This is a genomic window from Mycobacterium sp. DBP42 (genome assembly GCF_005924235.1).
GTDB classification, from domain to species: Bacteria; Actinomycetota; Actinomycetes; order Mycobacteriales; family Mycobacteriaceae; genus Mycobacterium; species Mycobacterium syngnathidarum.
This window is the reverse complement of sequence record NZ_VCMY01000007.1, coordinates 51,303-73,633: the sequence shown is the minus strand read 5'-3', so window position 1 is coordinate 73,633 and position 22,331 is coordinate 51,303. Positions and strand designations below refer to the sequence as shown.

Annotated in this window: 23 protein-coding genes; 16 read left to right on the top strand and 7 right to left on the bottom strand. The window is 67.2% G+C overall.

Annotated elements, in window-relative coordinates; genetic code table 11:
* Positions 1–16: 16 nt before the first annotated feature.
* The gene (locus tag E0T84_RS10305; protein WP_171054974.1) at positions 17–655 is read right to left on the bottom strand and encodes an MBL fold metallo-hydrolase; all 639 of its coding nucleotides are present in this window, start codon (positions 653–655) and stop codon (positions 17–19) included.
* A gap of 46 nt (positions 656–701) precedes the next feature.
* Here E0T84_RS10305 and E0T84_RS10300 point away from each other — a divergent pair, with 46 nt between their 5' ends.
* From E0T84_RS10300 to E0T84_RS10275, 6 genes are all read left to right on the top strand, one after another.
* Entirely contained in the window at positions 702–1,337 is a 636-nt protein-coding gene (locus E0T84_RS10300; RefSeq protein ID WP_070947078.1) for an ATPase, read from the top strand.
* 10 nt (positions 1,338–1,347) lie between these two features.
* Complete coding sequence (gene purS / locus E0T84_RS10295) at positions 1,348–1,587, top strand: phosphoribosylformylglycinamidine synthase subunit PurS (protein ID WP_054603966.1); 240 nt, start codon at positions 1,348–1,350, stop codon at positions 1,585–1,587.
* A complete protein-coding gene (gene purQ / locus E0T84_RS10290; RefSeq protein ID WP_138744400.1) occupies positions 1,584–2,258 on the top strand; it encodes a phosphoribosylformylglycinamidine synthase subunit PurQ in 675 nt (224 codons plus the stop codon). Before purS ends, purQ begins: the two co-directional genes overlap by 4 nt.
* A 101-nt stretch (positions 2,259–2,359) precedes the next feature.
* The gene (locus E0T84_RS10285; RefSeq protein ID WP_138744399.1) at positions 2,360–2,644 is read left to right on the top strand and encodes a hypothetical protein; all 285 of its coding nucleotides are present in this window, start codon (positions 2,360–2,362) and stop codon (positions 2,642–2,644) included.
* 133 nt (positions 2,645–2,777) lie between these two features.
* Positions 2,778–4,028 (top strand): hypothetical protein, encoded by a 1,251-nt coding sequence (locus E0T84_RS10280; RefSeq protein WP_138744398.1) that lies wholly within the window; start codon positions 2,778–2,780, stop codon positions 4,026–4,028.
* A gap of 59 nt (positions 4,029–4,087) precedes the next feature.
* A complete protein-coding gene (locus E0T84_RS10275) occupies positions 4,088–4,795 on the top strand; it encodes a hypothetical protein (protein ID WP_138744397.1) in 708 nt (235 codons plus the stop codon).
* A 115-nt stretch (positions 4,796–4,910) separates the two neighbouring features.
* Here E0T84_RS10275 and E0T84_RS10270 read toward each other — a convergent pair whose 3' ends face one another.
* Together E0T84_RS10270 and E0T84_RS10265 are read right to left on the bottom strand one after the other, a co-directional pair.
* Complete coding sequence (locus tag E0T84_RS10270; RefSeq protein WP_070947065.1) at positions 4,911–5,708, bottom strand: family 1 encapsulin nanocompartment shell protein; 798 nt, start codon at positions 5,706–5,708, stop codon at positions 4,911–4,913.
* Positions 5,705–6,733, bottom strand: a complete 1,029-nt coding sequence (locus E0T84_RS10265; RefSeq protein WP_138744396.1) for a Dyp-type peroxidase — start codon at positions 6,731–6,733, stop codon at positions 5,705–5,707. The genes E0T84_RS10270 and E0T84_RS10265 overlap by 4 nt, the downstream gene beginning before the upstream one ends.
* 50 nt (positions 6,734–6,783) lie before the next feature.
* Here E0T84_RS10265 and E0T84_RS10260 point away from each other — a divergent pair, with 50 nt between their 5' ends.
* The 5 genes from E0T84_RS10260 (at position 6,784) to E0T84_RS10240 (ending at position 13,257) form a co-directional block, all read left to right on the top strand.
* Complete coding sequence (locus tag E0T84_RS10260; protein WP_138744395.1) at positions 6,784–8,043, top strand: M18 family aminopeptidase; 1,260 nt, start codon at positions 6,784–6,786, stop codon at positions 8,041–8,043.
* 15 nt (positions 8,044–8,058) lie between these two features.
* Positions 8,059–8,406: a VOC family protein gene (locus E0T84_RS10255; protein ID WP_070947062.1), complete on the top strand. Its 348-nt coding sequence runs from the start codon at positions 8,059–8,061 to the stop codon at positions 8,404–8,406.
* A 119-nt stretch (positions 8,407–8,525) separates the two neighbouring features.
* Entirely contained in the window at positions 8,526–10,844 is a 2,319-nt protein-coding gene (gene purL / locus E0T84_RS10250) for a phosphoribosylformylglycinamidine synthase subunit PurL (protein WP_138744394.1), read from the top strand.
* Complete coding sequence (locus tag E0T84_RS10245; RefSeq protein WP_070947060.1) at positions 10,841–12,568, top strand: alpha/beta-hydrolase family protein; 1,728 nt, start codon at positions 10,841–10,843, stop codon at positions 12,566–12,568. Before purL ends, E0T84_RS10245 begins: the two co-directional genes overlap by 4 nt.
* Positions 12,568–13,257: a CPBP family intramembrane glutamic endopeptidase gene (locus E0T84_RS10240; RefSeq protein ID WP_075909953.1), complete on the top strand. Its 690-nt coding sequence runs from the start codon at positions 12,568–12,570 to the stop codon at positions 13,255–13,257. Before E0T84_RS10245 ends, E0T84_RS10240 begins: the two co-directional genes overlap by 1 nt.
* Here the strand turns inward: E0T84_RS10240 and E0T84_RS10235 are convergent.
* Both E0T84_RS10235 and E0T84_RS10230 read right to left on the bottom strand, forming a co-directional pair.
* Positions 13,139–14,407 (bottom strand): APC family permease, encoded by a 1,269-nt coding sequence (locus tag E0T84_RS10235; RefSeq protein ID WP_070947077.1) that lies wholly within the window; start codon positions 14,405–14,407, stop codon positions 13,139–13,141. The two genes, E0T84_RS10240 and E0T84_RS10235, sit on opposite strands and share 119 nt — an antisense overlap.
* Before the next feature lie 62 nt (positions 14,408–14,469).
* The gene (locus tag E0T84_RS10230) at positions 14,470–15,678 is read right to left on the bottom strand and encodes an MCE family protein (RefSeq protein WP_070947058.1); all 1,209 of its coding nucleotides are present in this window, start codon (positions 15,676–15,678) and stop codon (positions 14,470–14,472) included.
* A gap of 18 nt (positions 15,679–15,696) precedes the next feature.
* Between E0T84_RS10230 and E0T84_RS10225 the strand changes: the two genes are divergently transcribed.
* From E0T84_RS10225 to purM, 4 genes are all read left to right on the top strand, one after another.
* Positions 15,697–16,086 carry a sterol carrier family protein gene (locus tag E0T84_RS10225; RefSeq protein ID WP_070947057.1) on the top strand — a complete coding sequence of 130 codons (390 nt, stop codon included), beginning with the start codon at positions 15,697–15,699 and terminating at the stop codon, positions 16,084–16,086.
* Between the two features lie 175 nt (positions 16,087–16,261).
* Entirely contained in the window at positions 16,262–16,783 is a 522-nt protein-coding gene (locus tag E0T84_RS10220) for a hypothetical protein (protein WP_138744393.1), read from the top strand.
* Between the two features lie 187 nt (positions 16,784–16,970).
* Entirely contained in the window at positions 16,971–18,533 is a 1,563-nt protein-coding gene (purF, locus tag E0T84_RS10215) for an amidophosphoribosyltransferase (RefSeq protein ID WP_138744392.1), read from the top strand.
* 61 nt (positions 18,534–18,594) lie between these two features.
* A complete protein-coding gene (gene purM, locus E0T84_RS10210; RefSeq protein WP_070947054.1) occupies positions 18,595–19,686 on the top strand; it encodes a phosphoribosylformylglycinamidine cyclo-ligase in 1,092 nt (363 codons plus the stop codon).
* 84 nt (positions 19,687–19,770) lie between these two features.
* Here purM and E0T84_RS10205 read toward each other — a convergent pair whose 3' ends face one another.
* Together E0T84_RS10205 and E0T84_RS10200 are read right to left on the bottom strand one after the other, a co-directional pair.
* On the bottom strand, positions 19,771–19,944 hold the full coding sequence (locus E0T84_RS10205) for a DUF3073 domain-containing protein (RefSeq protein WP_019342977.1): 174 nt from the start codon (positions 19,942–19,944) through the stop codon (positions 19,771–19,773).
* A gap of 265 nt (positions 19,945–20,209) precedes the next feature.
* A complete protein-coding gene (locus E0T84_RS10200; RefSeq protein WP_138744391.1) occupies positions 20,210–21,304 on the bottom strand; it encodes a folate-binding protein YgfZ in 1,095 nt (364 codons plus the stop codon).
* Between the two features lie 66 nt (positions 21,305–21,370).
* Here E0T84_RS10200 and E0T84_RS10195 point away from each other — a divergent pair, with 66 nt between their 5' ends.
* Positions 21,371–22,249, top strand: a complete 879-nt coding sequence (locus E0T84_RS10195) for an aminodeoxychorismate lyase (RefSeq protein ID WP_171054973.1) — start codon at positions 21,371–21,373, stop codon at positions 22,247–22,249.
* Positions 22,250–22,331: the final 82 nt, after the last annotated feature.

The following is a 22,331-nucleotide window of genomic DNA, read 5'->3' as shown; positions in this document are numbered from 1 at the left end:
GCTGTCGCACTCGCGGTCAGAACTGAGTGCCGTTTTCCTCGGTGAGCACCTGGAATTCGGTGTTCGTCATCTCGGCCAGCCGACCGTAGTAGATCCCCCGCGCGTTCGGCTCGATGATGCCCTGATGGATCGGCACCGCCCTGCTCGGTGCGACCGCGCGCAGGTAGTCCACGGCCTCCGAAATTTTCATCCAGGGGGCGGCCGCGGGCGTGGCAAGCACGTCCACCGGTTCGCCCGGCACGAACAGCGCATCACCGGGGTGCATGAGCCGCGCCGGGTGCTCGTCGTCGCCCAACAAATACGAAATGTTGTCGATCACAGGGATTTCCGGGTGGATCACGGCATGCCGACCGCCGGTCCCCCGTACGTTGAGCGAGCCGATCCGGAACTCGTCGCCCGGATGTACCGCCTTCCAGGGGGCGCCCAGTTGAGCCGCGGTCTGGGGGTCGGCGTACAGCGCCGCTTGCGGGTTGGCCTCGATCAGCGCGGGCAACCGGGCGGTGTCGGCGTGATCCGGGTGCTGGTGGGTGATCAGGATGGCCGACAGACCGGTGATGCCTTCGAAACCGTGTGAGAAGGTGCCCGGGTCGAACAGCACAGTGGTGTCCGAAATACCGGCCAGTAGGCACGAATGTCCGAAATGCGTGAGTTGCATACCTATATTGTGGCGCTCGGTGGGGATATGGCGGGTGATCGTGGCGATGTCGATCGTGCTCTGCGGGCTGGCCGTGGGGCCGCCTTCGGCGCGGTCGGAGCCCAGCGCCGACTGTCCGCCACTGTGCGACCGCATCCCGGATTCGGCGTGGGTCGCCCCCTCTGAACTCCCGTTGAACCGCCAGTACCGCTGGCCCGGCCTGGCCGGCTTGGCCGTGACATCGGTGGCACCGCGCTTCCGCTTCGAGGAGGAGTGCGCGTCACCGCCGATACCCGGTGACCCGCGCGGTTACGCCGTCGCGGCGCGGGCCGAGGTCTCCCAGCCCGCCGGGCACTGGCAACTGAGGGTCCAGGTGATCCACTGGCGTGGCGACACCTGGCAGGGTGGTCAGACCGCGCTCGCTGTCGTGCAGGGCGCGGCCGGGGCGCTGCGCAGCTGTCCGGAGGCGGGAACGTCGATCACCACCGATCGGCCCGGCCGGCTGGTGGCCGCGATGAACCTCGGCAACACCCGGGTGCTGCACCAGTACCTGCTCGCCGACCCGAACAACAGCACCATCGTGGAACTGGCCATGTGGTCGAGCACGCCGCCCCAGGTTCCATGGTCGGCGCAGGCGGACAACCAGGTGCTCGATGCGCTGGCCGACCCACTGTGCACGGCTTACATAGCGTCGTGCCGGTAGAGTGTGCGCCGTGGCAAAGGTGGTTGTGCACGTCATGCCCAAGGCAGAGATCCTCGACCCGCAGGGTCAGGCGATTGTCGGGGCACTTGGTCGGCTCGGACACGGCGGTATCGCGGACGTCCGTCAAGGCAAGCGTTTCGAGCTCGAAGTCGACGACTCCGTAGCCGACGAAACCCTGGCCGAGATCGCTGAATCTCTGCTGGCCAACACCGTTATCGAGGACTTCTCGGTGAGCCGGGAGGACTCTTGAGCACCCGTGTCGGGGTGATCACCTTCCCCGGCACGCTCGATGACATCGACGCGGCCCGCGCAGTTCGTCTGGCCGGGGCGGAGGCGGTGAGCCTCTGGCATGCCGACGCCGACCTGAAGGGCGTCGACGCGGTCGTCGTCCCCGGCGGCTTCTCCTACGGCGACTACCTGCGCTGCGGGGCGATCGCGAAGTTCGCGCCCGTCATGGGCTCGGTCATCGAGGCGGCCGGCAAGGGCATGCCCGTGCTCGGCATCTGCAACGGCTTCCAGGTGCTGTGCGAGGCCGGGCTGCTGCCCGGTGCGCTCACCCGCAACGCGGGCCTGCACTTCATCTGCCGCGACGTGTGGCTGGAGGTGGCCTCCAACACCACGGCCTGGACGACCCGGTATGACGCCGGTGCCGACCTGCTGATCCCGCTCAAGTCCGGCGAGGGCCGCTACGTCGCCTCCGAGACGGTGCTCGACGAACTCGAGGGCGAGGACCGCGTGGTGTTCCGCTACCGCGAGAACCTCAACGGATCGATGCGCGGCATCGCCGGCGTGTGCTCGGAAAACCGCCGCGTCGTCGGCCTGATGCCACACCCCGAACACGCCACCGAGGCGTTGACCGGTCCGTCTGATGACGGGCTCGGGTTGTTCTACTCCGCGCTGGACGCGGTTCTGGCGGTTTAGCAACCGGATTTGTGTCCTGAGACCGGTTTTGTCCGTGTTAGTTTCACATGGGCGGCCGTGTTGCACGGGCAGTGCTCGCCGCGTGGAGTTGGGGGAGGTCGGTGTTAGTTGATCCAGAAGTGTTGCGTGCTTTCGCCGGTCAGGTGGACATAGCCTCGTCAGTTATTCATGAGGCGGACGTCGGCGGCAAAGTATCCGCTGCTGCTGACAATCTGCCAGGATCCACCACACAGTGGGTAGCACGGCTAGTTGGCACGCATGCCACCGAGCGTGTCGACGGGATCGCTGCCAACGTCGCTGATATGGGCCAGGCCGTGCGCGGTGCGGGTAACACCTACGAGGTGACCGACGCGAACCTTGAGCGAAACTTCAAAGGGATCTTCTAAATCCGTGCTCCCATCACGTTCCCGGCTTGAGGGATGGAATCCCGACGCACTCAGATTCACGAGTCGGGCGGTCGACTCCGCCGGTCAGGTTGTCGTAGATGCCGTCGACAGGATCGACTACAACGTCAAGACCATGCCTGAGACCAAGGTGTGGGCCGGGCCTGCTCATGAGGCCGCTTCTGCGATGTTTGGGCGAGCGCACACTGCGGCCACCGCGTTCAATCACTACGCGGGCGCCATCGCCAAAGCCCTCAACGAGGGTGCCGCCACCATCGGAGCCGCCCGAAAAGCCCTGTTGGACAAAGCTGATGAGATTGACGGCGGCCCGCTCAACGTCTCGGAAGGTTGGGTGGTGCTAATCGATCCCGGAACGCAGTCGGCCGAGCAAATCAATGAGCTGAAGAAGCAGGTTGTGACCGAGCAGGCTGCCATCAATCAGCTCTTGGGTGCGGTCGGTGACGCCGACAATAACACCGCTGATCAGGTGATGACGGCTGCAAAGCAGCTCGGGTTCGTTCCCCCCAGCGTCCCTGGTGATCTGCCCGGCATGATGGTTCCCGGTGCGCAGCGACCAGGCGATGATGTCCCTGATCCCCGGAATCCCGTCGGTTTGATGCAACAGGCGACGGTTCGTGGTGAGGAGATGGCGACAACGGTTCGTGAGACGAGTTCGCGACTCAATAAGGACGGTCACTTAGAAAAAACCCTCGTTATGCAGGACGGAAGCAAGCACGTCATAACCGAAATTGCGCCAAACCCGCACAACAGAATAACTCAGACGATGATTACCGAAAATCACTACGCCGCCAACGGTGAATTGATTTCGTGGACCACTTCCACGAGCAAGCCCGGCGGCAGTAAACAGACCATCATGAATTGGGCAGACGGAACGCAATATGTCGTCAGTGAAACTCCCGAGGGTATACGCAGCGGCGGATTCACGTTGCCGGACGGCAGGCATGGCGTCCTACCGCCAGACAGCACGCTACTCGTGAAAACTGTGCCTGAACGTATCGGGGATGTACTCACTGGCTTGGAAACACACATCGATGGCGGTGGCAAGATCCCGATGCTGTCGATGGACGCAGTCGAAAAAGTGGGGGCTGGTGCGAAGTACGGCGGACCCGCGTTAGGTGTCATGTCGTCGATGTACGACTTCCTCGCTGCATCGACACCCGCCGATAAATGCGTCTCTGTATTCGCTGGTGCGTTCGCGCTGACAGGGAATGCCCTCGGTGCGACAGGGGGAGGCGCGGTCGGTGGGGCGATACCCTTCGCCGCTCCGGTTACCGGCCCGGCCTTCGCTGTCGGAGGCGGATACATGGCCGGCGAATGGATGAAGTCTGTCGGCACTAAAGTTGGCGAAGTGCTGTGCGGCGCATAGGCACGTTGCCACCGCCACATAATTGGGATAGCAAACTATCCCTGTTGGGGCGGTTAGGTGTGTTGCTTCTCTTGGGCGGCGCCGTTTACAGTTTGGCGCAAACGTTCGTTGCCCTCCTCCGTGGTTCCATCTTCGCCGCTCTGACCGCGGGTGGAATGACCCTGTTCATGGCAGGGGCCGTCGCTACGTTCGCTGTCACCTGGTTCACATCGTCGGCACGGTATGCCGATTCAGGCGACACCGGCACTACGCTGCGCATTAATCCTTCGATAGTCTGGTGTCTCGCCGTCACTTTGTTCGGCGGTGCACTCGGCTCGGCATCCTACGTTGCGTTCATTTCTCGCGGCGTTGATCAGTTGCCATTGGCGACTCCGGGGGGAGAATCTGTCAACAGATACTTGATGATATGTCTGTTGATCATCTCGCTGATCGGATTGTCCGCGCTGCTGAAGCGTCGGGATTCTGGTTACCTTAGGCTCAGCCCTAACGGCATTGAAAGTGCCGATATTTTCCAAACACGTACTGCACGATGGCGGGATATTGTCGATGTCACCGACAGCCCCGACAAGCGGTCTCGAAACCCGATCGGTTTCATCTTGAAGGACGACAAACCGATAGTTGTAGCCAACGCCGACCGTTACGAACCCAATTTCGGCGCACTGTATTGGATGGTGCGCCATTATTGGAAACATCCGGAACTGCGTGAAGAGCTCACCGACGGTCGCGCACTGGAGAGGTTGCATAGCGAGCAATTCGACGCGGAGTAGCAACGTTGTTGGTTTGGGTGAGTTCGCACCCGCTCCCATGCGCGGCGAGCGACCACAAACGGTCGCCGATTCGCGGCGTGCCGGGCAGCAGACACGCCGCTCGCGGGGCTGACAGCTAGGCAGTGAGGGCGACGGACGCCTCGGCGGTGTAGGCCAGGAACGTCATCGTCTCCTGTAGATACAGCTGCACGCTCTCGGCGTCGTGTGACAGGTAGCCGATCGACACGTCGGTGCCCAGTTGTAGATCGAAATCCCCGCCGCGAGTGGACAATACGAACGCGCCATCGATCGCGGGTGCCCAGATGATCTCACCGTCGACCAGCCGGCTCAGGTGCTCACGGATCGGGTAACCGTGTGCGGTGGTCTCGCTGACCTTGGTGTAGGTGGCTGCCGAGAGCAGCACCGAGTACGGCCCGTCGACACCGGCCAGGCGCAACTCCGAAAGGGCCTGGGCGATCACATCGGGAATCTCGCGGGCATCGTCGGGCAGGGCCAGCGCCGGATTGGAGCTCGAGCTGCGGATGCCTTCGATCGAGGCCGCCGGATAGCCCTCGAAGATCGCCCGGTCCTCGACGAACGCCAGCTTCTTGGCGGCGTCCTTCACCGGATCCCAGTCGGAATCCTGCGCGCCGCGCTCGACGTCGTCAATCGCGGTGCGCGACACCGTGAACGGAACCCGCAGCCGCACCAGCGGTTTGGCGTCGCGCAGGTGCGCCACGACACCGTCACCGGGAGAGCCGACGTCGAGCAGATGACCCGTGCTGACCGCCGCGGTGACCGGTCCGCCCGGCTCGCTGACATCGACCACGCGCCGTCCGGCGATGTGCCGCTTGAAGGTTCGGCTGGCCTCCAGTTCGATCTCGGCCCAGGCGGACTCGGTGATCGGGGCAAGCTCGCGGTACAGGTTGTTCATTGCGGGATTCCTTTCAGACTGCCGATGCCGAGCGAGCCGTCGCGGTGGCCCTGAGCCGGTGGTGCTTCCGCCGTTGCCGACTCGTCCGACGACGGCAGCGGCGGTGGATCATCCAGAAAATCGATCGTGGGGGTGAAGAACAGCCCTCCGGTGAGAGCGGTGGAGAAATCCAGGATCCGGTCGGTGTTCCCAGGAGGGTCGCCGATGAACATGTTGTCCAGCATCCGCTCGGTCACCGCCGGGGTGCGCGAATAGCCGATGTAGTACGTACCGAACTCGCCCTTGCCGATCTCGCCGAACGGCATGTTGTGCCGAATGATCTTCAGCTCGTTGCCCTCGTCGTCTTCGATCACGTTGAGTGCAACATGCGAATTGGCCGGCTTGACCGCATCGTCGAGTTCGATGTCGTCGAGCTTGGTGCGGCCGATCACCCGCTCCTGCTCCTCTGTCGACAGGGAGTTCCACGAACTCATGTCGTGCACGTACTTCTGCACGTGGACATAACACCCGCCGGTGAAATCCGGGTCCTCGTCGCCGATCTGGCTGGCATTGACCGCCACCGGGCCATCCGGATTCTCGGTGCCGTCGACGAAACCCATCAAATCGCGGTTGTCGAAGAACTTGAACCCATGCACCTCGTCGACGATCGTCACGGCGCCGGCCAGGGCATCGGCGAACTTCGTGGCGAGCTCGAAACACACGTCCATCGACTCGGCGCGCAGGTGGAACAGCAGGTCACCCGGAGTCGACGGGGCCCGGTGCCGCGGACCCTCCAGTGGGACGAACGGGTGCAGCTCGGCGGGGCGCGGGCCGGAGAACAACCGGTCCCAGGCGTCGGACCCGATCGACACGATCGCCGACAGGTGCTTGGTGGGATCGCGGAAGCCGATGGCACGCACCAGACCTGAAACATCGGTCAGGGTGTCGTGCACCACCGCCTCGCCGCCATCGTCGATGGTCGCGACCATGAACACGGCGGCCGGTGTCAGCGGCGCCAGGACCGGCTGGGGCTGTGGTGCGGGCACAACGTCGACCCTAACGCGGCGCGCGTTGAAATCCCGGTCAAGATAGAGAGATGCCAGCTAGCGCCCAGGGCCTGTGTGAGTTCATCGATGCCTCGCCATCTCCGTTCCATGTCTGCGCCACCGCGGCGCAACGCCTGGCCGACGCGGGTTTCACCGAACTCGCCGAAACCGACAGCTGGCCTGGTACGGGCAAGTTCTTCACGGTACGGGCGGGCTCGCTGGTGGCCTGGAATACCGAGGGGGCCGACCCGGCGGCGCCGTTCCGGGTGGTCGGCGGCCACACCGACAGTCCCAATCTGCGGGTCAAGCAGCACCCCGATCGCGTCGTGGCCGGCTGGCAGGTGGTCGCGCTGCAGCCCTACGGCGGGGCCTGGCTGAATTCGTGGCTGGACCGCGACCTCGGGATCAGCGGCCGGCTCTCGGTCCGCGCCGGCAACCAGATCGAACACCGGCTGGTCCGCATCGACGATCCGATCCTGCGGGTGCCCCAACTCGCGATCCATTTGTCCGAGGACCGCAAAGGCGTCAGCCCTGATCCGCAGCGTCACCTCAACGCGGTGTGGGGGCTCGGGGAGCGGCCCCGCTTCTTCCTCGGATTCGTCGCCGAGCGGGCCGGCGCCGCCGAGGCGGACGTGCTGGGCTTCGACCTGATGACCCACGACCTGACTCCCTCGGCGATCACCGGAGCCGGCGGCGAGTTCGTCAGCGCACCCAGGCTGGACAACCAGGCCACCTGCTATGCGGGGCTGGAGGGCCTTCTGTCGGCGACCGCGGGCACGCAGGTGCCGGTACTGGCACTGTTCGACCACGAGGAGGTCGGCTCGACCTCCGATCACGGCGCCCAGTCCGAGCTGTTGCCGACGGTGCTGGAGCGCATCGTGCTCGCCGCGGGCGGTTCGCGGGAGGATTTCCTGCGCCGGGCGGCCGGATCGATGGTGGCCTCCGGGGACATGGCCCACGCGACCCATCCGAACTACCCCGACCGACACGAGCCCGGCCACCTGATCGAGGTGAACGCCGGGCCGGTGCTCAAGGTGCAGCCCAACCTGCGTTACGCCACCGACGGTCGTACCGCGGCGGCGTTCGCGCTGGCTTGTGATCAGGCCGGGGTGCCGCTGCAGCGCTACGAGCACCGCGCCGATCTGCCGTGCGGCTCCACCATCGGGCCCATGACCTCGGCTCGCACCGGGATCCCGACCGTCGACGTCGGCGCGGCTCAACTTGCCATGCATTCCGCCAGGGAGCTCATGGGCGCCCGGGACGTGGCGGCCTACTCGGCGGCATTGCGCGCGTTCTTGTCACCGGCCTGATCTAGGGTCGGCGCCATGGCACTCTCGGTGGAAATGATCACGTTCGACTGCGCGGACCCGGACACGCTCGCCGATTGGTGGGCGCAGGCGGTCAGCGGGTCGGTAAACGCCTATGCACCAGGCGAATTCGTCCTGGTGCAACGGGACGGCGGTCCCAACCTGGGCTTTCAGCGAGTGCCCGATCCGACTCCCGGGAAGAACCGCGTACACCTCGACTTCCACGCCGCGGACATGGAGGCCGAGGTGGCCCGGGTCGTGGGGCTCGGGGCCACCGAGACCGGGCGGCACAGTTTCGGTCCGGAATTCAACTGGGTCGTCCTTGCCGACCCGGAGGGCAACGCGTTCTGCATCGCGGGCGGATAGTCGTCGGCAGTCCCGTGAGGGGCGCCGGCGTTGTGGCAGAGCCCACAGCGGTGCCCGCACGGAGTGAGCGCATCAGCGGCGGCACGCGCCTCCGCGCGAGCAGCTACTAAACTGGGTCCGTGACGTCTGAGCTCACCCACGGCCGTACATCGACCCAGGACACTGTGGAGCGGGCAGCCGCCACCCCCGATCAGCCGCAGCCCTACCGCGAACTCGGTCTCAAGGACGACGAGTACCAGCGGATTCGCGAGATCCTGGGCCGTCGCCCCACCGATGCCGAGCTGGCCATGTACTCGGTGATGTGGAGCGAACACTGCTCCTACAAGTCCTCGAAGGTGCACCTGCGCTACTTCGGCGAGACCACCACCGACGAGATGCGCGCCGGCATGCTGGCCGGCATCGGTGAGAACGCCGGCGTGGTCGACATCGGCGACGGCTGGGCGGTCACCTTCAAGGTCGAGTCCCACAACCACCCGTCCTACGTCGAGCCCTACCAGGGTGCGGCCACCGGTGTGGGCGGCATCGTCCGCGACATCATGGCGATGGGTGCCCGCCCGGTGGCGGTGATGGACCAGCTGCGCTTCGGTGCGGCCGACGCCCCCGACACCCGCCGCGTGCTCGACGGCGTGGTGCGCGGCGTCGGCGGCTACGGCAACTCGCTGGGCCTGCCCAACATCGGCGGCGAGACGATCTTCGACCCGTCCTACGCGGGCAACCCGTTGGTCAACGCGCTGTGCGTGGGCGCCCTGCGCAAGGAAGACCTGCACCTGGCCTTCGCCTCGGGCACCGGCAACAAGATCATCCTGTTCGGTGCGCGCACCGGCCTGGACGGTATCGGCGGTGTCTCGGTGCTGGCGTCGGACACCTTCAGCGGCGACGAGAGTGGCGCGGGCCGCAAGAAGCTGCCGAGCGTTCAGGTGGGCGACCCGTTCACCGAGAAGGTGCTGATCGAGTGCTGTCTCGAGCTGTACTCGGCCGGGCTCGTGGTCGGCATCCAGGATCTCGGTGGCGCCGGATTGTCCTGTGCCACCTCTGAACTCGCGTCCGCCGGCGACGGCGGGATGCGCATCGAGCTGGATCAGGTGCCGCTGCGCGCCAAGGACATGACCCCGGCCGAGGTGCTCTCCAGTGAGTCCCAGGAACGCATGTGCGCCGTGGTGACGCCCGACAACGTCGAGGCGTTCATGGCCGTCTGCCGCAAGTGGGAGGTGCTGGCCACGGTGATCGGCGAGGTCACCGACGGGGACCGGCTGCAGATCACCTGGCACGGCGAGACCGTGGTCGACGTGCCGCCGCGCACCGTGGCCCACGAGGGCCCGGTCTACCAGCGCCCGGTGGCCCGTCCGGACAGCCAGGACGCCCTGGTCGCCGACACCTCGGCGAAGCTGCCGCGGCCCAAGACCGGCGACGAGCTCAAGGCCACCCTGCTGGCCCTGATCGGCAGCCCGCACCTGTGCAGCCGGGCCTTCATCACCGAGCAGTACGACCGCTACGTGCGCGGCAACACCGTGCTGGCCGAGCACGCCGACGGCGGCGTGCTGCGCATCGACGAGACCACCGGCCGCGGCATCGCCGTTTCCACCGATGCGTCGGGCCGCTACACCCAGCTGGACCCGTACACCGGTGCACAGCTGGCGTTGGCCGAGGCCTACCGCAACGTCGCGGTCACCGGGGCCACCCCCGTCGCCGTGACCAACTGCCTCAACTTCGGGTCGCCCGAAGACCCGGGCGTGATGTGGCAGTTCAGCCAGGCTGTCCGCGGGTTGGCCGATGGCTGTGCCACTCTGGGCATTCCGGTCACCGGCGGCAACGTCAGTTTCTACAACCAGACCGGTTCCACGGCGATTTTGCCGACTCCGGTGGTGGGCGTGCTCGGGGTGATCGACGACGTGAAGCGACGCATCCCCACGGGCCTCGGCACCGAGCCGGGTGAGACGCTACTGCTGCTCGGCGACACCCACGACGAGTTCGACGGATCGGTCTGGGCCCAGGTCACCGCCGATCACCTCGGTGGTGTCCCGCCCAAGGTGGACCTGGCCCGCGAGAAGCTGCTGGCCGAGGTGCTGACCGCAGCGTCACGCGACGGCCTGATCTCGGCGGCACACGACCTGTCCGAAGGTGGCCTGATCCAGGCCGTGGTGGAGGCCGCACTGGCCGGTGAAACCGGTTGCCGGGTGATCCTTCCGGAGAATGTCGATCCGTTCGTCTTCCTGTTCTCCGAATCCGCCGGCCGGGCGCTGGTGGCTGTGCCGCGCACCGAGGAGAGCCGGTTCCGGGCGATGTGTGAGGCCAGGGACCTGCCGGTGACACGGGTCGGCGTCGTCGACCAGGGGCCCGAAGGCGGAGAACCGTTGATCGAAGTCCAAGGCCAGTTCAGCATCACCCTCGCGGAGCTACGGAGCACGTCGGAGGGCGTGCTGCCCGGGCTGTTCGGGTGACGGCAAAAGCCCTCGACGAACGTCATCCCCTGCTGCGCTGGGCCTGGAGCCTGGTGCGATTGGACTTCGCCGGCATCGCCGTCGGAGCCCTGTTCTTCTGTCTCTCGCTGACCCCGTCGCTGCTGCCCCGCGACTGGCTGTTCGCCGGGCTGATCGGCGGCATCAACGCTGCCATCGGCTACGGCATCGGGCTGCTGCTGGGTAAAGCGCTGTACCGCTTCGGTTTACGCAACCGTGCCTGGTGGCCGCCGTCGAAGCGGACGGCCTACTGGCTCAAGGCGTTCGTGGTGACCGGCGCCATCGCGGCGTGCGTGCTGATGCTTATTCCCGCGGCGGCCTGGCAGCGGCAGGTTTCGGCATTGATGGGCATGGAAGGCCCGGCCACGCTGGGCTATCTGCGCACCATGATCATCGCGGTCGCGGTGGGTGGCGCGCTGATAGCCACGGCACGGCTGTTGCGTGACATCGTGCGGCTGCTGGCCAGGATGTTCATCCGGCGCTGGCATCTGCACCGGGAGGTGGCCCAGTTCGTCGGCACCGCGATCGTGGTGGTGCTGGTGGTCAGCCTGGTCAACGGCGTGCTCTACCGCGGGTTCCTGGCCGGCGCCAGCCGGGTGTTCCAGCCGCAGAACACCACCACCCGTGAGGGCATCAGTCAACCCGTCGAGCCTGAAAGATCCGGTAGCCCAGAATCATTCGCAGCGTGGGATTCTCTTGGCTTTCAGGGCCGCAACTTCGTGGCGGCCGGACCACGTGCCCCAGAGTTGGAAAACGTCAACGGTGCGCCGGCCAAAGAACCCATCCGGGTATACGCCGGCCTGAACACCGCCGAGACCGACGAGCAGCGAATTGCCGTGCTGCTCAGCGAGCTTGAGCGAACCCATGCCTTCGACCGCAAGCTCCTGGTCATCGTCCCGACCACCGGCACCGGTTGGGTCAACCCGGTGGCCGCCCGCGCGCTGGAGCTGATGTACAACGGCGATACCGCGATGGTGGGCATGCAGTATTCCTATCTGCCGAGCTGGATTTCGTTCATGGGTGACCGGGAGAAGTCCATGGACATCGGCCGGATGATGATCGACGCGATCCAGGCGCGCTGGGCGCAGCGGCCCCCCGACCACCGGCCCAAGCTGGTGCTGTACGGCGAGAGCTTGGGATCGATGGGTGGCCAGGGTGCATTCAGCTGGTTGCCCGATATCGCCAGGATGGGTTTCTCTTCGGTGTTGTGGGTCGGCCCGCCCAACGCCAGCCCGTTGTGGAGCGGCCTGACCGCGCGCCGCGACCCGGGGACCCCACAGGTGCGGCCCCGTTACGACAACGGCCGCACGGTGCGGTTCTCCGAGGCTGCCAACGCTGCCGAGATCGCCGAAGACGCCGCGGCCCCGTGGGAAGGCACCCGCGTCCTGTTCCTGCAGCACCCGTCGGACCCGATCGTCTGGTGGTCGACGGATCTGCTGTTCTCCGAACCTGACTGGCTGGTCGAACCGCCGGGCACGGACCGCACCGCCTCGATGCGCTGGTATCCGATCATCACGTTCTGGCAAGTGGCCGCCGACATCACCAACGCGTCGAGCGTGCCGGCCGGGCACGGGCACAACTACGGCGAATCGGTACTCGACGGCTGGGTGGCAGTGGCTCCGCCGCCGGGCTGGACGCCCGAGGACACCGAGCGCATCCGGACGGCCCTGGAGAAGATCGAGGCCAACGACGGGCCCGAATACTGATGCCGGCCAGCAGGCTTCACGCGGTGGCGCTGGCCGCGGGAGTGGTCGGGTGGAACGGTCTGGTCGATCCTCGGCTGCCGGCTCGTTGGCAGCCGCTGGTGCGCGTGGCGCTCGGCAGTGTGCTCATGCTCGCAACCGGCGCCCGGCCGGGGTTACGGCCTCCGGCGGTGTGGTCGGGCCTGCGATTGGGGGCCGCTGCCGCAACCGCGGTGAGTGCCGGTGTGGCGGCAACGTCGACGGTGCCGCCGGTGCGCGCCGGAATGCGCCGCAAAGCGCTGCCCGACGAACCGCACCGATGGTTGGCGCTGCGAATCCCGCTCGGGACCGTCTGGCCGGAGGAGGCCGCCTTCCGCGGCGCGCTGGGCAAGGTCGGTACCGACGCATTCGGCCCGGCCGGTGGTCAGGTGCTGCAGGCCACCGCCTTCGGGCTCTCGCACATCGCCGACGCGCGCGCCGCAGGACAACCCGTGCTCCCGACGGTCCTGGCCACCGGTGTCGCCGGATGGGTTTTCGGCCGGCTTGCGCAGCGATCGGCCAGCCTGGCCGCACCGATGCTGGCCCACCTGGCGATCAATGAGGCGGGAGCGCTGGCTGCACTGGCCTACCAAGCCGGGCCAGCAGCGCGGCCAGCGCCAGGATCGCAGCTGCGACGGTCAGCGGCCACAACGTGGACACCGCGAAATCGGTGACCCGCAGCGGGATCAACACCACACATACCACCACCACGACCAGGATCAGCCGGGGCGCCTGCTGCGCCGCCGCGGTGCCGGCCACTCGCGAATTTGCTTCGGTGACAAGGGTATACACGGCCAGCAGGAGAAGAGCGGCGACGGTGCTCTGCAATCCGCCGATATGGTTCTGGAAGCGGCAGAACCCCACGGCCAGCACGCACATCGCCGCGGGAACCAGGATCGCCACCTCTGGACCGGAACCGAACAGCCGTGCCGCCACCCGCGTCGCCGCCCACATCAGGCCCAGCAACGCGGCCGACCCAAGGCACAACGCGCCGGTGACGAACCAGTAGAAGCCGGCGTCGGCGTAGAACTCGGACACGATCAACGAGAGGTTCTGCGCAGAGGGAGTGAACCCGCCGGTCGCGCCGATGTTGGCGGCCAGCAGCAGCACGACGGTGGTCAGCGCGGTGACCCCCACCGCAGCCCCCACCGGACGCGCCACGGACTCCAGGCGGCCGTTGACCACGGTGGCCGCCTCGAATCCCACCAGCCCCAGGCCGAGGGGGATGGCTGCCGCCGTCACCAGCAGGACCGAATCGGCGGGCGCGGGCCCGCCGAACTGCATCGGCGGGGTCCCGGCCGCCACGCGGGCCATGATCGCCACAGACAGGTAGAGGAAAATCAGCAGGCCCGTGCCGGCCAGGGCGGCAGCCGTCGCACCCACCGCCCGGGTGGGCAGGTAGGCCACCACCGCCCCGGCGATGACCACCACGGCCACCGACCAGCCCGGCCACCACCATCCGGCCAGGGCGGTCTCCAGGTCAGGAGCCCCGCTCAACGGTTGCAGCGCGAGGGTGAGCGCGACCCCCACACCCAGCAGCACGTACGCCGCCATTTGCACGAGGCTGGTGAACCGCCCGGCGGCCGGCCCCACGGTGGAGGCCACCAGATCGCCTGTCGACACCGCCTGCGGCGCATACCGATGCAGCCGGGCGAAGGCGAAGATCAACACGGCGGCGATGACCGCCGCGCACAGGCCCGCTACGCCGTTGAAGGCCGCCGCTGCGATCGGTGCCAGGGACAGGCCGACCGCACGCCAGGCCGGAAGCCCCGGGGGCCAGGCCACAGGCCGCTCGGGGCTCGCCGGTATCGCACGTTTAGGCATCAGCACTACCGTTCACGAAGTCCCCTCTCACCCGATTCCCCCGGATCAAGATCGTAGAGCGGTCACGGATTGATCGTGGGCTCACCGATCTGCCGCCCCCAGACGTAGTCGACGAAGATCGGCGAGCCCAGTTCGACATGGTTGTACGGTGCGATCGACAGTCCGGTGTCCATCACCAGATACGGTGCCGGCCACAGCTCGGCGGTGATCGGCTTCCAGCAGCCGGGCTTGCCCTCGGGCCCGCCCTTGGCGTTCACCCGCGGCAGGTTGTCCGGATAAACATAGGTATTGCCCACCCCGATGCTCGACAACGTCCCGGTGCTTTCGAAGGAATATCCGTTGTCGCCCCCGAACGTCGCATAGAACGCCGGCGCGACGTCGTGATAGTTGCGGATGGTGCAGAACAACTGCCCCTGGTACTTGTCGAACAGCTTCGACGTCGGGAGCAGATCCTGCGCACCGCGCTGAAGATAGGGACCGCCACGCTCGAGGATGTCGGAACCGGTTCCGGCGAAACCGATCGCCGCGACCAGTGCGGCGTCGAGGTTTCCGCGCTGGGAGTTGAAGGTGGCCGCGCTGCGCGCGGCGTCGCCCAGGCCGTCGAACAGGTCGGGCCCGGCCTCGGCATAGCGCTCGCCGAGGTCGGCCAGCGCGGCGATGTCGTGGCGAAGCGCAGGCATCCGCGGGTTCACATCGTCGAGGATGGTGTTGCCGTCGGCCAGCGACTGCCCGAACGCATCACCCAGCCCGGTCAGCGCCTCGGCGGTGGCAGACAGGGTCTGGTTCAGCTTGATCGGGTCTACCTGTTCGGTGATCGCGGTGATGGTTTCGAACAACGAGTTGAACTCGGTGGTGACGGCCGTGACGTCGATCGGTTTCGAGGTCGAAACTCGTTGTGTGCTTGGGTGTTCCGGTGAAGTGAAGGCCACGTACTTGTTTCCGAACACCGTGGTTGCCTGGATCGAGGTCGATACGTTGGCCGGAAGCAGGTCCAGGTACTTCGGATTGATGTCGAGGCGCACCCGAGCCCGAATCGGATCACCGCCGTCGGTGCTCACCGCGCCCACCCGGCCGATGGGAACGCCGTTGTAGGTCACCTTCGAACCCGGATCCAGAACCAGGCCCGCCCGCGAGGCCAGCAGCGTCAACGGTGCCTTCGCCTCGAAAGCGCCCCGGAACTGCGCGACGATCAACCCGAAGGTCACCGCGAGAATCACCAAGAGCACTGCACCGGCCGGGCGGTACGGCGGATTACGGTGATCGGCAAACACTTTGCGAGACTCTATGACATGGCCGCGCGAGGCAGTGTCGATCCGCAAAAGACCGTGGCGGCGGTCACCGCCGTGGCCGACTGGCTACGCGAACCCACCAGGACCGAGCCCACGCGTGCCGAACTGGCCGAGGCGGTCCGCCTGACCGCGCGCACCCTGGCCGCGCTGGCACCGGGAGCCAGCGTCGAGTTGAGGGTGCCGCCCTTCGTCGCGGTGCAATGCATCGAAGGCCCACGTCACACCCGCGGCAACCCACCCAACGTCGTGGAAACCGATCCCCGCACCTGGTTGCTGCTGGCCACCGGGTTGCTCGATCTCGACGCGGCCGGAGCGGCCGTGCAAATGTCGGGATCGCGGGCGTCCGAGGTGGCCCGGTGGCTGCCCTTGGCGCGCATCGATGCCGAATGAACGGTGGATAGCCCTGCACCCCAGTGTAAGTGGAATCGGCGGTTGCGCCGTGTAGAGCAGCGGATCCCGATACTCCGACGAGGACACTGCCACCCCAGCGGCGCCGCGCATCGTCGGACGCCTCTACCGGGTCGAAACCGCGGCGGGCCAGACGGTCGGGCGGGTCCAGGACGGGTTGGCCGACGCGACGGTGACCGAGCAGGTCTCGCGGGGCGGCAAGCCTGTCGAACTTCGACCCGACCTCGAATTGGCCGCCGGTGACCACGTCCTCGTCGTGGGCCTGCGCGACAACCTCGTCCACGTCGGTGAACGCATCGGCGAGGAGCTCGGCGGAGACGACGCCACGCTGGACATCGACATCGTCGCCGGCTTCCTCCTCGGCGGCCTGGTCCGGCAGGTCGCCGACATCCCGCTCACTCTCGGCACCGGCGGAGGCTGCCTGCTCACGGGCCTGCTGTTCGGTTGGGTCCGCTCCAAGCGGCCCACCTTCGGCCAGTACGACCCGGGCACGGCCGACGTGATCAAGCGATCGTCTACGCCTTCTCCAACGTGGCGCTGCCGCTGCTCGGTCCCGTCGTGGTGGCCATGGCCCACGCCCTGGGTGGCTGACGGCATCCGTCGGGAACCCGTTCTGTGTGGGGCACATCCGCCGGCGACGCCGAAATGCGATATTTATCACGATCTGTCGCCACTGTGAGCTGCACGCGTCGTTCGCCTACCGGTGCGCGGAAGTTCGCCTGGGCCTTTCGGATTCGACACCCGGTCCATTGCCGGCCGGGCAGGCGAATTCCGCTTCGGACACGGCGATGGATTCCGCTGTACACCCGAGTTGACCGTAGACTCGGTTACGTCACCAAACCGCCCGCCCCGGGAGCAGCCCTATCGTGACTGGTCAGCAACTCGACGACGAGAACGAACCGCGCGAGGAATGCGGCGTATTCGGGGTCTGGGCCCCAGGCGAAGACGTCGCCAAGCTCACCTACTACGGCCTGTACGCCCTGCAGCATCGCGGCCAGGAGGCGGCGGGCATCGCCGTGTCCGACGGTTCGCAGATTCTGGTGTTCAAAGATCTCGGCCTGGTCAGTCAGGTGTTCGACGAGCAGACACTGGCAGCCATGCCGGGCCACGTCGCCGTCGGCCATTGCCGCTACTCCACGACCGGTTCCACCACCTGGGAAAACGCCCAGCCGGTATTCCGCAACACCGCTGCCGGAACCGGTGTCGCACTCGGCCACAACGGCAACCTCGTCAACACCGCCGAACTGGCTGCCCGGGCCCGCGAAGCCGGACTGATCGAGATGAAGGGCGCCCCGGCCGCCACGACTGACTCCGACATCCTGGGCGCGCTGCTGGCCCACGGCGCCGCCGACGCGACCCTGGAGCAGGCCGCCCTGGAGCTGCTGCCCACCGTGCGCGGCGCCTTCTGTCTGACCTTCATGGACGAGAACACCCTCTACGCCGCGCGTGACCCGCACGGGGTGCGCCCGCTGGCGCTCGGCCGGCTCGACCGGGGCTGGGTGGTGGCCTCGGAAACCGCCGCGCTCGACATCGTCGGCGCCTCGTTCGTCCGCGACATCGAACCCGGCGAACTGCTGGCCATCGATGCCGACGGCGTGCGATCCACCCGGTTCGCCAACCCCGAACCCAAGGGCTGCGTGTTCGAGTACGTCTACCTGGCCCGTCCCGACAGCACGCTGGTGGGCCGCTCGGTGCACGCCACCCGCGTCGACATCGGCCGCAGGCTGGCCCGCGAGCACCCGGTCGACGCCGACCTGGTGATCGGCGTCCCGGAATCAGGAACCCCGGCCGCGGTCGGTTACGCACAGGAATCGGGCATCCCGTTCGGGCAGGGCCTGATGAAGAACGCCTACGTGGGCCGCACCTTCATCCAGCCGTCCCAGACCATCCGGCAGCTCGGTATCCGGCTCAAGCTCAACCCGCTGCGCGAGGTGATCCGAGGCAAGCGCCTGATCGTCGTCGACGACTCGATCGTGCGCGGCAACACCCAACGGGCGCTGGTTCGGATGCTGCGTGAGGCCGGGGCGCTGGAGGTCCACGTCCGGATCGCCTCGCCGCCGGTGAAGTGGCCGTGCTTCTACGGCATCGATTTCGCCACCCCGGCCGAATTGATCGCCAATGCGGCCTCCGCCGAACACCCCGGCGAGATGCTGGAGGCCGTGCGGCACGCCATCGGCGCCGACAGCCTGGGCTACATCTCCCAGCAGGGAATGATCGCGGCCACCGAGCAGCCGCCGACCCGACTGTGCTCGGCCTGTTTCGACGGGGTCTACCCGATCGAGCTGCCGGGGGAGACCGCGCTGGGCAAGAACGTCGTCGAGCACATGCTGGCGTCTGCGCACGCGAGGAGCGAAATGGCCCCAGCGGCCCGCACCGGCACCCCGCGGCAGGCCGACAACGACAACGCCTCGGCCCTGCGCAGGCCTTGAGGGGCTCTTAACGCCTCCTGCGCTGTACCCCCGCAAGAGCGGGGCGGTAGCCTTGCTTGCGATGACTAAGGGCGCCGAACAGCACGGCATCGCCGAACACAACAGCATTTCGTACGCGTCAGCCGGGGTCGATATCGAAGCCGGAGACCGCGCTGTTGAACTCTTCAAACCCCTCGCCGCCAAGGCGACCCGCCCGGAGGTCCGGGGCGGCCTGGGTGGCTTTGCCGGTCTGTTCGCGTTACGCGGCGGCTACCGCGAGCCGGTGCTGGCGTCCTCGACCGACGGAGTGGGCACCAAGCTGGCGGTCGCGCAGGCCATGGACAAGCATGACACCGTCGGGGTGGACCTGGTCGCCATGGTGGTCGACGACCTCGTGGTGTGCGGTGCCGAGCCCCTTTTCCTGCAGGACTACATCGCCGTCGGCCGGACCGTCCCGGAGCGGGTCGCCGCGATCGTGTCCGGCATCGCCGAGGGCTGTGTCCAGGCCGGCTGCGCCCTGCTGGGGGGAGAGACGGCCGAACACCCCGGTCTGATGGAACCCGACCACTACGACATCTCCGCGACCGGTGTGGGCATCGTCGAGGCCGACAACGTGCTCGGGCCCGACCGGGTCCGGCCCGGCGACGTGATCATCGCCATGAAATCCAGTGGACTGCACTCCAACGGCTACTCCCTGGCCCGCAAGGTGCTGCTGGAGATCGACCGGATGAACCTGGCCGGCCACGTCGAGGAGTTCGGCCGCACGCTCGGTGAGGAGCTCCTGGAACCGACCCGCATCTATGCCAAGGACTGCCTGGCGCTGGCCGCTGAGACCCAGGTGCGCACGTTCTGCCACGTCACCGGCGGCGGCCTGGCGGGCAACCTGGAGCGCGTGGTGCCCCACGGGCTGACCGCAGAACTGGATCGCGGTACGTGGACACCGGCGCCGGTGTTCCAGATGATCGCCCAGCGCGGACGCATCGAGCGTGCCGAGATGGAGAAGACGTTCAACATGGGCGTCGGGATGGTCGCGGTGGTGGCGCCCGAGGACACCGACCGCGCGCTGGCCATCCTGACCGCACGGCACCTGGACTGCTGGACGCTGGGAACCGTCAAGAAGGGCGGGAAGGACAGTGTGCGCGCCCAGCTGGTCGGACAGCATCCGCGGTTCTGAAGCAGTTAGACAAGGTCGCGCCGGTAAGCGTCATGCGCAACCAGCGCGACCCGTGTCTAAGTTCTGGGACGGAATGCAGGCGGCTCAGCGCCGCCAGTCATCCTCACCCGACCATTCGTCGGCGTCGTCATTGACGTCACCGGAATCGGGAGATCCCGACAGCTCACGTTGGAGCTGACTGAAGTCGGTGTTGGGTGAGCTGTACTTCAACTCACGTGCCACCTTGGTCTGCTTTGCCTTCGCCCGGCCGCGGCCCATGGGGGGACCCCCTCGCGCAATAACGGAGCGGCCCAATTGCTAGGCGGCTCCGATCTGTGTGTCTTTATTGTCCTGCCAACACTTTACCGTGCCTGCCCGCGAAGTGCTGTCAGGCCCTGCCTCACGGTGCGCGGCTGGGACCCGGGCTGCGGTGCGTCGTTGCACAGCAACACGACCATCTCCAGGATCGCGGCATCCGCGCAGAGACGGTCGTCACGTCGTCGGTGACCGAGTGAGTTTACGTGCTCCTGTGCAGTTCCACGGCCTAACGCCCGCGGAGACGGTCGACCGCCGCGCGCCCGGCTCCGGCCGTGGCATCGGCTCCCGGCATGGAATCCGGGTCGATCACGGCCGGTGCCTGTGCCTGCGCCCCGGCGATCAGCGCGGTGTCGGCCGGCAAACCCCGTTTGAGCAGCGCCAACGCGATCGGGCCTTCGTCGGCGTGCTCGACAACTGTGCCGATTCGGCCGACATTGCGTCCGCCGGCGGTCACCGTGTCGCCGGTCACCGGCCGGTCGGCGGAGCCGTCGAGTTGCAGGATCACCAGCATCCGGGGCGGTTTGCCCAGGTTGTGCACCCGCGCGACGGTCTCCTGGCCGCGGTAGCAGCCCTTGTCGAGATGGACCGCCCCGACCCCGGGGCCACCGATCCAGCCGACCTCATGCGGAATGGTCCGCTCATCGGTGTCCACACCCAAGCGAGGCCGACCGGACGCCACGCGGTGCGCCTCGTAGGCCCAGATGCCGGCCGGCCGCACACCGGCGGCGGTGAGCCGCCCGGTGTATTCGGCCGTCGCCGCGCGCGGCACCACCAGGTCCAATTCCATGCCGGGGGCGGGCAGTCGGCGCAGGAACCCACCGCCGGGCAGCGCCACCGCCGTCGCTTCCTGCGGCAACTCCTCGATGCCCAGGGCCTTGAGGACCTGCTCATCGGCGAGCCCGGGCCCCAGAAGTGAGAGCACCGCCAGATCCGCGGGCTCGATCTGCACGTCGGACCAGAACACCATCTTGCGCAGATAAGCCAGCAGCGGTTCGCCCCGCCACGGTTCGGTGTCCACGTAGGTGGTGCCGTCCAGGTCGGTCTGGATCCAGTGATCTTCGACACGGCCCTGCAAATCCAGGCTCAGGTTCTCGGTGACGGCGCCGTCCGGCAGTGCGCTGACGTGCTGGCTGGAGATGCTGTGCAACCAGGTCTGACGGTCCTTGCCGGTCAACGTCAGCACCGCCCGGTGCGATCGGTCCACCAAGACCGCGTCTCGCGCTGCGGCCCGCTGTTCACCAAGTGGATCTCCGTAATGCCAGACGGCGCCGGAGTCGGGACCGGCCTCAGGAGCCGGAACTGCTGACGGTAGTGCAGTCATAGGCCAACTGTACGTTTGTCGCTCTTCGCCCAAGCCGGCCGCGGGCGCAAACTACGCTGTGGCCCCATGGCAAGCCAACCAGCCGTGCTGATCACCCTGGACGGGCAGATCCACGACCCTGACACCCCGCTGCTGCATGCCGACGACCTGGCTGCCGTGCGTGGAGATGGAGTTTTCGAGACGCTGCTGGTGCGTGACGGCAGACCCTGCCTGTTGGAAGCCCACCTGGGCCGGTTGCGCCAGTCCGCCAAGATGTTGGACCTGCCCGAGCCTGACCTGCCGGCTTGGCGCGCGGCGGTGGCGCTGGGGGCCGAGCGCTGGGCCGAGGACAACGACGGCGACGGGGTGCTGCGCCTGGTGTACAGCCGTGGGCGGGAGAGCGGCGGATCACCGACCGCATTCGCCACCATCGGTGCCCTGGCCGAGCGGGTGGCCAGGGTGCGGCGCGAGGGGCTGGCGGCGATCACCCTGGACCGGGGGCTCCCCTTGAATGCCAGTGACATGCCGTGGCTGGCAGCCGGCGCCAAGACCCTGTCCTATGCGGTCAACATGGCTGCGCTACGGCATGCCGAGCGCCACGGGGCGGGTGACGTGATCTTCGTCAGCTCCGATGGTTACCTCCTGGAGGGGCCGCGTTCCACCGTGGTGATCGCGGCCGAAGGCGACGACGGGCAGCCGCTGCTGCTCACCCCGCCGCCGTGGTATCCGATCCTGCGCGGCACCACTCAGCAGGCTCTGTTCGAGGTGGCTCGCAACAAGGGCTACGACTGCGACTTCCGGGCTCTCAGGCCATCGGATCTTCTTACCGCACAAGGGGTTTGGCTGGTGTCCAGCATCACCCTCGCGGCCCGCGTGCATACGTTGGACGGGCAGCCGCTGACCGATGCGCCGCTGGCCGCCGACGTAGCCGGCCTGGTCGATGCGGCGATTGTCAGCGATCGCTGACCGTTGTTCGCTCGGCCGACCGGGGGTCCACCTTGCCTGGGCTTTTATGGTCCAGAGATCAAATGTGAGTAGTCGGCACACC

Coding starts and splice junctions, on each gene's coding strand:
- E0T84_RS10225 (WP_070947057.1), top strand. CDS start 15,697: ATGGCCGCGCGAGGCAGTGTCGATCCGCAAAAGACCGTGGCGGCGGTC.
- purM (WP_070947054.1), top strand. CDS start 18,595: ATGACTAAGGGCGCCGAACAGCACGGCATCGCCGAACACAACAGCATT.
- E0T84_RS10270 (WP_070947065.1), bottom strand. CDS start 5,708: ATGAACAACCTGTACCGCGAGCTTGCCCCGATCACCGAGTCCGCCTGG.
- E0T84_RS10280 (WP_138744398.1), top strand. CDS start 2,778: ATGCCTGAGACCAAGGTGTGGGCCGGGCCTGCTCATGAGGCCGCTTCT.
- E0T84_RS10305 (WP_171054974.1), bottom strand. CDS start 655: ATGCAACTCACGCATTTCGGACATTCGTGCCTACTGGCCGGTATTTCG.
- E0T84_RS10300 (WP_070947078.1), top strand. CDS start 702: ATGTCGATCGTGCTCTGCGGGCTGGCCGTGGGGCCGCCTTCGGCGCGG.
- E0T84_RS10240 (WP_075909953.1), top strand. CDS start 12,568: ATGCCGGCCAGCAGGCTTCACGCGGTGGCGCTGGCCGCGGGAGTGGTC.
- E0T84_RS10260 (WP_138744395.1), top strand. CDS start 6,784: ATGCCAGCTAGCGCCCAGGGCCTGTGTGAGTTCATCGATGCCTCGCCA.
- E0T84_RS10200 (WP_138744391.1), bottom strand. CDS start 21,304: ATGACTGCACTACCGTCAGCAGTTCCGGCTCCTGAGGCCGGTCCCGAC.
- E0T84_RS10235 (WP_070947077.1), bottom strand. CDS start 14,407: ATGCCTAAACGTGCGATACCGGCGAGCCCCGAGCGGCCTGTGGCCTGG.
- E0T84_RS10255 (WP_070947062.1), top strand. CDS start 8,059: ATGGCACTCTCGGTGGAAATGATCACGTTCGACTGCGCGGACCCGGAC.
- E0T84_RS10205 (WP_019342977.1), bottom strand. CDS start 19,944: ATGGGCCGCGGCCGGGCGAAGGCAAAGCAGACCAAGGTGGCACGTGAG.
- E0T84_RS10195 (WP_171054973.1), top strand. CDS start 21,371: ATGGCAAGCCAACCAGCCGTGCTGATCACCCTGGACGGGCAGATCCAC.